We start from the raw sequence: 8,165 nt of genomic DNA on the forward strand, positions 1-8,165 counted from the left end.
CCCCTCCGTCCGGGCACCCCCGTGGCCCCGCGACGCCCCGAGGCTATCAGCGGGTCGTGGCGTCGTGAGGCTCGTCCCGGGCTCCGGGGTCGGCGCGCGCGTGCTGTTCGAGACGGACGTTCGCGGCGGTCGCGGCCGCGGTCATCCGCGAGAGGAAGTCCAGGACGACCCGCGCCTCCTCGGCCGTGGTGGCCTTGAGGGCGCCGGCGATCTCGGCGCCGGAGAACGCCAGGAACCGACCGCTCTCGGCCCGCGCGCCGTCGGTGGGACGGAGGGTCACCCGTCGCCGGTCGCTGCTCTCGCGGTGCCGACCGACGTGCCCTGCCGCCTCGAGCCGGTCGATCAACACCGTCGTTGCGCCCGAGGTCATGCCGATCCGTCGCGAGAGCCGAGCAGGCGAGAGCGGTTCGCCGGCCTGCTCGGCCCAGACGATCTGGCCGAGGGCGTTGGCGTCCGACCCGGGCAGGCGCATCCAGGACGACAGATGGCGGGTGAGCTCGTCGAAGGTGACGGCCCAGTCCCGCAAGCCATGCATCACGGCGACCTCACCCTCGGACCATTCCGCGCTCAACGGGTCGATCTCGTCCATGCCTCAACCTTTACTGTGTAGTAGCTTTACTGTAAAGCACGGAGGTGCGGCGAGCGATCGCGAGCACGTCACCTCCCCGACGAGGACGGACGAGGGACGACATGACCGCACCGCACGCAGTGATCTCCGGAGCCAGCATCGCAGGACTCTCGGCCGCCTGGTGGCTGCGCCGGACCGGTTGGGCCGTGACGGTCGTCGAACGGGCGCCGGCCTTCCGCGACGGCGGCCAGAACGTCGACGTCCGTGGCGTCGCGCGCGAGGTCCTCGACCGCATGGGACTCGTCGAGGCGGTCCGGCGTGTCAACACGACCGAGACGGGCGCCGTGCTCGTCGACCGGGACGGCGCGGTCACCGCAGAGCTGCCGTCCGACGGTGCGGACGGCGCCACCGCCGAGCTCGAGGTGCTGCGCGGCGACCTCGCTCGGACGATCCTCGACGCGCTTCCGGACGGGGTGCAGTTCGTCTACGGCGAGACCGTCGAGGACGTCGACGACACGGACGGCGGTCTGGCCCCGGGGCGGGTGACCATCCGGACGAGCACCGGCCGCGTGCTGCACGCGGACCTGCTCGTCGTGGCCGAGGGCGTCCGCTCGCGGACCCGCGACCGTCTCTTCGCGGGCGCCGGAGCCGTCGACACGCGCGACCTCGGCGTGACCATGGCGTTCGGGACGATCCCCCGCACACCGTCGGACGACGACCGGTGGCGCTGGTACAACGCCGTGGGCGGCCGCCAGGTGCACCTGCGGCCCGATCCGTACGGAACCACCCGCGCGATCCTCGCCTACGCGGGCGACGACGACCTGGCGGGCCGGGACCGGGACGAGACCCAGGCGCGGCTCCGGCAGCGCTATGCCGACGCGGGCTGGCAGACACAGCGCGTGCTCGACGGATTCGCATCGTCCGACGACGTCTACGTGGACGAGTTGACGCAGATCCGCATGCCGAAGTGGCGTCGGGGACGCGTCTGCGTCGTCGGTGACGCGGCCTGGTGCGTCACACCCATGGGCGGGGGAGGCGCGTCGTTGGCCCTCACGAGCGGTTACGTGCTCGCGGCCTCGCTGTCACGGGTGGACACCGCCTCGGGGCCGATCGACCGGGCCGGGCTCGACGCGGCGCTCGGGGCCTTCGACGAGTGGATGCGGCCCCTGGTCGACAAGATCCAGGGCATCCCGAAAGGCATCGTGCGCTTCGCCTACCCACGCACCCGACTCGGGCTGGCCGCCCGGGGCGTCGCCGACAAGGTCCTCACCTCGGCGCTCGCCAAGCCCCTCGCCGCGAGGCTCACCCGCGTCGCCGACAGCGACCGTCCCCTACCCGAGCTGGCTGCGGGCGCATCGGCGTCGTCGGCCCGGGCGGCCGACGGGAGGGAGGCCCCGGACCGCTCGGCTCAGGGCAGCAGGCCCGAGCGGTAGGCCCAGACGACGGTCTGCAGCCGGTCGCGGGTGCCGAGCTTGGTCGTGATGCGCGTGAGGTGCGACTTGACCGTGCTCGTCTCGACCACCAGGCGCTCGCCGATCTCGTCGTTCGACAGCCCCTCGCCGAGCAGGCGGACGAGCTCGCGCTCGCGTTCCGTCAGGACGTCGGGCGACGGCTCGACCGCCGACGTCCGCCGGCGCCGCGTGAACTCGGCGATCACCCGCCGCGTGGTGGCGCCGTCGATCGCGGCCCGCCCCGACGCCAGGGCCCGGACGGCACCGACGAACTCGTCGGGCTCGACGTCCTTGAGCACGAACCCGCTTGCGCCCGCCTCGAGGGCACCGAACACGTACTCGTCGAGGTCGAAGGTCGTGGCGACGAGGACCGCGGGGGCGCTCGCTGACCCGACCCGCGCCTCCTGCCCGTCGACGGCATCCGCGCCGAGGGCCGGACCGCTGCCGAGGGGCGGGCCGCCGCCGAGGGCCGGACCGCTGCCGAGGGGCGCTGACGAGCCGAGGCCGCCGGCAGCGGCCGTTCCCGCGCCACCGGGCCCGACCCGGGTGTCGACGATCGCCCGCGTCGCCTCGATGCCGTCTCCGCCGGGCATGCGCACGTCCATCACGACGACGTCGGGGCGGGTGCGTCGCACGACCTCGACCGCCTCGCGCCCGCCGGACGCCTCGCCGACGACCTCGATGCCTCCCGCCGTCTCGAGCACGACCCGGAAGCCGGTGCGCACGATCGCCTGGTCGTCGACCAGCACGACCCGGATCATTCCGCACCCCCGCCGGCGAGCCCCGCACCGGGTCCGGGAGTCGCAGCGGGCGTCACCGTGGGAGTCGCAGCGGACGCCACGGCGGGCGCCGGCGGCCCGGCGTCGGTCTCGGCCTCGACCGGCAGCTCGAGCCGCACCCGCCATTGCCCCTCGGCGGTCGCCCCGGTGTCGAGCCGTCCGCCGACCAGGTCGGCCCGCTCGCGCATGCCGACCAGTCCGAAGCCGCCGCCCCCCGACGAGTCGCGAGCGACGGGCAGGTCGTTCTCGACGAGGATCACGAGGGACCCGGCCGTGGCGCGCAAGCGCAGCTCGACCGTCGCCCCCGGTGCGTGTCGACGGGCGTTGACGAGGGCCTCCTGCACCGTGCGATAGGCCGTCACGTCGGCGAGCGGGGCGAGCGACGGCAGGGTGCCGTCGACGTGCGAGTCGACGACGGCCCCGGAGGCGCGGGCCTGGTCGACGAGGTCGGCCACGTCACCGAGGCCGGGAACGGGCACGGTGCCGCTCGGTCCGTCGCCGGTCTCTCGGAGGATGCCCACGATCGACCGCAACGCGTCGAGGGTCTCGCGGCCCTGGGCGCGGACGCTGCGCAGGGACTCCTTGGCGCGCTCGGGGTCGCCGTCGACGAGGCGTTCGGCGGCACCCGCCTGCACGACGAGCCCGGTGAGGTGGTGGGCGGCGACGTCGTGCAGTTCACGGGCCATGCGCGTGCGCTCGGCGGCGACCGCGGCCCGGGTGAGCGTCGCCTGGTGCTCGACGCTCTCGGCCGCACGGGCCCGGGCGTCGCGGTCGTGGGCGCGGCGCAGGGCCACCCACGAGCCGACGGCGGCGCTCACGCCGTTGATCAGCACGGCGCTGGCCACGAGGGCGAGCGCCTCGACGACGACGCCGACCTCGCCGAGCCCCGCGGGGGCACCGAGCTGGTCCTTCACGAGGGCCGAGGCCCCGACGGCGGCCCCGACGGCCTCGATGCCGACGGCGGCGAGCACCACTCCGAGGACGGCCCGGGTCGGCCGCAGGGTGGCGACCGTGTACGCCGTGACGACGGGGGCGGCCGTCCACAGGGCGAGGCCGGTCGGCAGCACCGCGAGCAGGGCGGCCTGCAGGACGGCGACCGCGAGCAGGGCCGTGACGGGCCTGACGCGCCGGAGCGCCAGGGGCACGTGCTGGACGAGCGCCAGCACGATCACGGCGACGATCTGGGCGGTCGGGATGCTGCGGTTCGCGCCGTAGAACTCGCCCGCCGCGAGCAGCGTCGCGAGGAAGACGATCGTGACGAGCGCCCAGACGCCGGCGAGCACGACGTCGCGGCCGAGCACCGTGTGCACGCCCAGCCGGTCGAGGACGCGGCGCACCGTCGCGACGCCGGGCCCGGCCGAGCCGCCGGAGCCGGCCGGGCCGCCGGAACCGGCCGGGCCGCGAGACCCGCCAGACCCACCCGGTCCACGGTCGACACCCGCGGCGGGCGAGGGGTCAGGGCTCGTGGTCACGGTCCGAGCATGCCAGGTGCCGCGGCCCTCCCGGCCCCGGGCCGACGACGGCTGTGCACCGTCGGCCCGGGTGTCGCGCTGGGGGCGGGGCATCAGAAGCTCACGCTCGGGGCGATGAGGCGGAAGCCGAAGGCGAAGCCGGCGAGCACCACGAGCGACACGAGGACGAGCACGCGTCCGGTCACCACGGCCCAGCCTCGACGGTCGCGCACGGCCCGCCAGGCGACCAGGGCGGCCGGCACGATCGCGACGACGCCGAGCAGCTGCAGCCCCTGCAGCACGCGGAGGGTCACGGCCGACACCTCGGCGAACGACATGGCCTGCACCGCGACGACCGCCCAGCCGACGAGGGCCAGCAGCGTCGACGCCTGTCCCAGACGGGACAGCAGCAGGGTGCGGTCACGGCGTCGCGGGGTGGTGGCGACCGACCCGGTCGACAGGCCGGCGCGGAGGTCGCGACGGCGGCGTCCGAGCCCGGCGAGGGCGGTGGCCGGCCACACGATCACCGAGGCGAGCAGCACCACGACGGCCAGGACCACGCTCGGCAGCGCGGCCGACGCCGCCTGCCAGGGCTGCGCCCGCAGCATGGTGAAGGAGGCGCCCCACGAGATTGCCTCGACGGTCGAGTTCCCGTCGGTGCCGGCGGTCCGCGTCGCGAGCAGGGCGTCTCCGCCGACCTCGCGCCACAGGTCGGTCCCGACCTTCTCGTAGACGCCGGTGGTCACGCCGAGCGGCTTCGGGGTGACGGCGACCGTGCCGTCAGAGCGGGGCACGACCGTGGTCTGGCCGCTCAGGGCGAGCAGGGCGCCGGGGTTGGTGACGGGGGAGCGCGACGAGAGGTACGTGCCGGCCAGGTCGGCGGCCACGGGGCCGTCGGTGGTGTCGCCGGAGCCGGTGCCCGAGGCGACCGTCTCGGTGGCCGGGGCGTCGCCGTCGACCGTGCCCGCGCCTCCTCGGCTGTCCGCGTCGGACGCGCCGGACGAGTCGGACGCGTCGGACGAGCCCGACGAGACCGTCGAGTCCGCGGTAGCCGCGTCGCGCAGGTACCGGTCCGCGAACCCCTGCAGCACCGTGGTGCGCAGGTCGAGCGAGGCCGTGGCCGATCGTCCGCTGCCGTTCATGCTGAGGAAGATGCCGGTGTCGTGCTCGGGGAACATCCGCATCGCCGAGTGGAACACCTGCGTGTCGCCGTCGTGGCCGAAGGCGGCGAGGCCGGGCGTGCTGTCGTCGAAGAACGCGAGGTCCATGCGCTGACCGGCCACGAGCGTGCCGAGGTCGTCGGCGTCGAGGGCGGGGCGGTGCATCTCGGCGAGCGTGTCGGCCTGCAGGAGCGCCTGGTCGTCGGGCAGGTCGCCCAGCTGGGCGAGCATGAAGCGGGCCATGTCGGTCGCGGTGGCCGACATCGCACCGGCCGGCGCCGCGTTGACGACCTCGGTGGCGACGGCGGGCTTCGAGTCGTCGGGGTAGCCGTGTGCCAGGCGGGCGTCCAGGTCGGCGGGCAGCGGCTGGGCGAACGACGACGAGGTCATGCCGGCCCGGTCGAAGACGTCCTGCTGCAGCAGGTCGGCGAACGGGACCCCGCTGACGCGCTCGGCGACGTAACCGGCCAGGGTGGCTCCGTAGTTGGAGTACGCCGGGGTCGTGCCGGGCACGAAGACCTGGGCCGGGGGAGCCTCGCTGACGGCCTCGCGCAGCGTCTTCTCGCTGCCGGGCGTGCCGATCAGTCCCGCGATGACCTCCTCGAAGCCGGCCGTGTGGGTGAGCAGGTGCCGCAGGGTGACGGCGCCCTTCGGGGTGTCGAGGTCGAAGTCGAGGTACTGCTGCACGTCGGCGTCGAGGTCGAGGGCGCCCTGCTCGACGAGCTGCATGACGGCGGTGGCCGAGACGACCTTCGAGACCGAGCCGACGCGGAACAGCGTGCGCTCGGGGTCGACGGCCTCGGCGGGCGTCTCGCCGGTGCCGGTGTCGGCCATGCCGTAGCCGCGGGCGGTCAGCAGTTCGCCGTCGGCGACGACCGACACGGTCGCCCCCGGGATGCCGGTGGTCTGCAGCGCCGAGCCGACGGCACCGTCGAGCCACGAGTCGACGTCGTCCTGCGTCAGGGAGTGTCCGCCGGGCTGGTGCTGCGGAGGTGCAGGAGGCGCGGGGTCGGCGGTCGCGCCCGTCGCCCCGGACGCGCACCCGGCGAGCGTCACGCCCAGGGCGACGACGGCCGCCGCGGCGAGGGTCTTTCGGACGAGGAGGCGCGGGTGGCGCCGTCGGGACGGAGGGGCTTCTCGAGTCGGTGTCGTGATCATGCCTCTACGCTCGCGGCTGCGCCGCCGCGACACCGGGTGCAGGAGTCGGGACCTGTCCTACGACTTTCGTCGTACGCCGCCCCGCCGGCTCCGGCCGCTCGAGATGTCACGACTTGCCGCTCACCTCCGGACGTGAGCGGCAAGTCGTGACATCTCGGCGGGCCGGGCGTCGGTGGTCGCGCCTACGGTCACCGACATGGGCGTGCAGACGAAGTTCGAGAACGCGCGGGCGGCACTGCGCAAGCCGCCGGCCGAGCACCCGTGCGCGATCCCGCCGATCCCGGGTGGGCAGGGGCTGTGGCTGATCCGGCAGGGCGAGGCGGCTCCGCTCGGCTTCGTGCGCCAGCGGCCGGTCACGGGCGGCTTCGCCTTCGACGTCTACGCCCACTGCCGCGACGAGGGCGGACGTCGCCCGTGGCTGCACACGGCGTCGTCGCTGAACTCGGCCGTCGCGTGGACGCTGCAGCACGACGCCGACGTCCGCGCGCTCATCGCCCGCAGCACGGCCGAGCCCGACCCGTGGCCGCCCGCCGCGCCTCCCGAGCCTGCCTCCGGTCGCCGCCGCCGCGCCCCTTGAGCGCGAGGTCCGACTGCACGCGAAAAACCCGGTTTCGAACGATGAACCCAGAAGAAACGGGGTGCATCGTTCGAAACCGGGTTCACGGCTGGTCCGGGCGCCGGGCGCCGGGCGCCGGGCGAGGGGAGCGGGGCGCAGGGCGGAACACGGAAAAACCCCGCCCCGTGCGTGAGCACGAGGCGGGGTCCACCGGGATCGCCGACCCCGTCGAGCAGGGCGGGGCCGGTGCGTCGTCACGGAGACGACCCGGATTCCGGGTCGCACCTCGCCGAGCGGGGTGCGACCCTGGGGGCCGACGGGCGAAGCCCTGGCCCGCGGGTACTACTCCGTGGCGGCGGTGATCTTCGCGACGCCGACGAGCATCTCGTCCTGGACGGCGTCGGTCTTGAAGGTCTGGTTCAGCAGCGACGCGGCCGGGATGACCGGTCCTCGCCGAAAGGTGAGGGCGGTGCGTCGCCACGGAGACGACCCGAGGGGCCTGCCGACCCGGGGGCCGGCAGGCGGGGGTGTTATTCGGTGGCGGCGGTGATCTTCGCGACGCCGACGAGCATCTCGTCCTGGACGGCGTCGGTCTTGAAGGTCTGGTTCAGCAGCGACGCGGCGTCGGGGCTGATGTGGACGGTGGTGCCCTCGAGGACGGCGTTGGAGCCTTCCATCTGGATGGGCTTGAGGGTGCCGCCCCAGAGGTTGAASAGGTAGGCGTCCTCRGCGGCGACAGCACCGTTGGCGGTGACGGTGCCGTAGAGCTTGCTCTCGCCCGGGTCGATGCGGAAGTCGGTGAGTTCGACGACGGTGCCGTCGGCGGCGGTGAGGCTGATGCCSGAGCCGTCGTGGTCGATCTCGCCCTGGACGTARGGRCGSACGTCGCTGTCGGGGCCGTAGTAGTCGACGTTGCCGCCGGTGATCGGGAACGCGAAGGTTCCGTCGGTGAAGGTCGCGGTGCCCACGACGCCGGGGGTCAGGCCGAGGCTGGTGAGGGCTTCGACGAAGGACGCGTCGACGGCGACCTGGGTGTCGACAC

7 protein-coding genes are annotated in these 8,165 nt (G+C 74.4%); 2 read left to right on the forward strand and 5 right to left on the reverse strand.

Annotated features, from left to right (window positions below; translation table 11 throughout):
• Positions 1–46: 46 nt before the first annotated feature.
• On the reverse strand, positions 47–589 hold the full coding sequence (locus tag ASG28_RS13840) for a MarR family winged helix-turn-helix transcriptional regulator (RefSeq protein ID WP_055976224.1): 543 nt from the start codon (positions 587–589) through the stop codon (positions 47–49).
• 101 nt (positions 590–690) lie between these two features.
• Between ASG28_RS13840 and ASG28_RS13845 the strand changes: the two genes are divergently transcribed.
• Positions 691–2,001: an FAD-dependent monooxygenase gene (locus tag ASG28_RS13845; RefSeq protein ID WP_055976226.1), complete on the forward strand. Its 1,311-nt coding sequence runs from the start codon at positions 691–693 to the stop codon at positions 1,999–2,001.
• Here ASG28_RS13845 and ASG28_RS13850 read toward each other — a convergent pair.
• The 3 genes from ASG28_RS13850 to ASG28_RS13860 form a co-directional block, all read right to left on the reverse strand.
• A complete protein-coding gene (locus ASG28_RS13850) occupies positions 1,977–2,780 on the reverse strand; it encodes a response regulator (RefSeq protein WP_055976228.1) in 804 nt (267 codons plus the stop codon). The two genes, ASG28_RS13845 and ASG28_RS13850, sit on opposite strands and share 25 nt — an antisense overlap.
• Entirely contained in the window at positions 2,777–4,270 is a 1,494-nt protein-coding gene (locus tag ASG28_RS13855; protein WP_055977700.1) for a sensor histidine kinase, read from the reverse strand. Before ASG28_RS13855 ends, ASG28_RS13850 begins: the two co-directional genes overlap by 4 nt.
• A gap of 92 nt (positions 4,271–4,362) precedes the next feature.
• Positions 4,363–6,567, reverse strand: a complete 2,205-nt coding sequence (locus tag ASG28_RS13860; protein WP_055976230.1) for a serine hydrolase domain-containing protein — start codon at positions 6,565–6,567, stop codon at positions 4,363–4,365.
• A 196-nt stretch (positions 6,568–6,763) separates the two neighbouring features.
• On the opposite strand from ASG28_RS13860, the gene ASG28_RS13865 reads away from it, so the two are divergent.
• Positions 6,764–7,144 (forward strand): hypothetical protein, encoded by a 381-nt coding sequence (locus tag ASG28_RS13865; protein ID WP_055976233.1) that lies wholly within the window; start codon positions 6,764–6,766, stop codon positions 7,142–7,144.
• 509 nt (positions 7,145–7,653) lie between these two features.
• Here ASG28_RS13865 and ASG28_RS13870 read toward each other — a convergent pair.
• Positions 7,654–8,165: hypothetical protein (locus ASG28_RS13870; RefSeq protein WP_162242996.1), on the reverse strand; the 512-nt coding region annotated here is incomplete at its 5' end.

Origin of the sequence: Frigoribacterium sp. Leaf415 (assembly GCF_001424645.1) — a bacterium.
Taxonomy (GTDB): domain Bacteria; phylum Actinomycetota; class Actinomycetes; order Actinomycetales; family Microbacteriaceae; genus Frigoribacterium.

What these genes read in the sequence shown, in the direction of transcription:
- ASG28_RS13865 (WP_055976233.1), top strand. Translation starts at nt 6,764, where the DNA reads ATGGGCGTGCAGACGAAGTTCGAGAACGCGCGGGCGGCACTGCGCAAG.
- ASG28_RS13850 (WP_055976228.1), bottom strand. Translation starts at nt 2,780, where the DNA reads ATGATCCGGGTCGTGCTGGTCGACGACCAGGCGATCGTGCGCACCGGC.
- ASG28_RS13840 (WP_055976224.1), bottom strand. Translation starts at nt 589, where the DNA reads ATGGACGAGATCGACCCGTTGAGCGCGGAATGGTCCGAGGGTGAGGTC.
- ASG28_RS13860 (WP_055976230.1), bottom strand. Translation starts at nt 6,567, where the DNA reads ATGATCACGACACCGACTCGAGAAGCCCCTCCGTCCCGACGGCGCCAC.
- ASG28_RS13845 (WP_055976226.1), top strand. Translation starts at nt 691, where the DNA reads ATGACCGCACCGCACGCAGTGATCTCCGGAGCCAGCATCGCAGGACTC.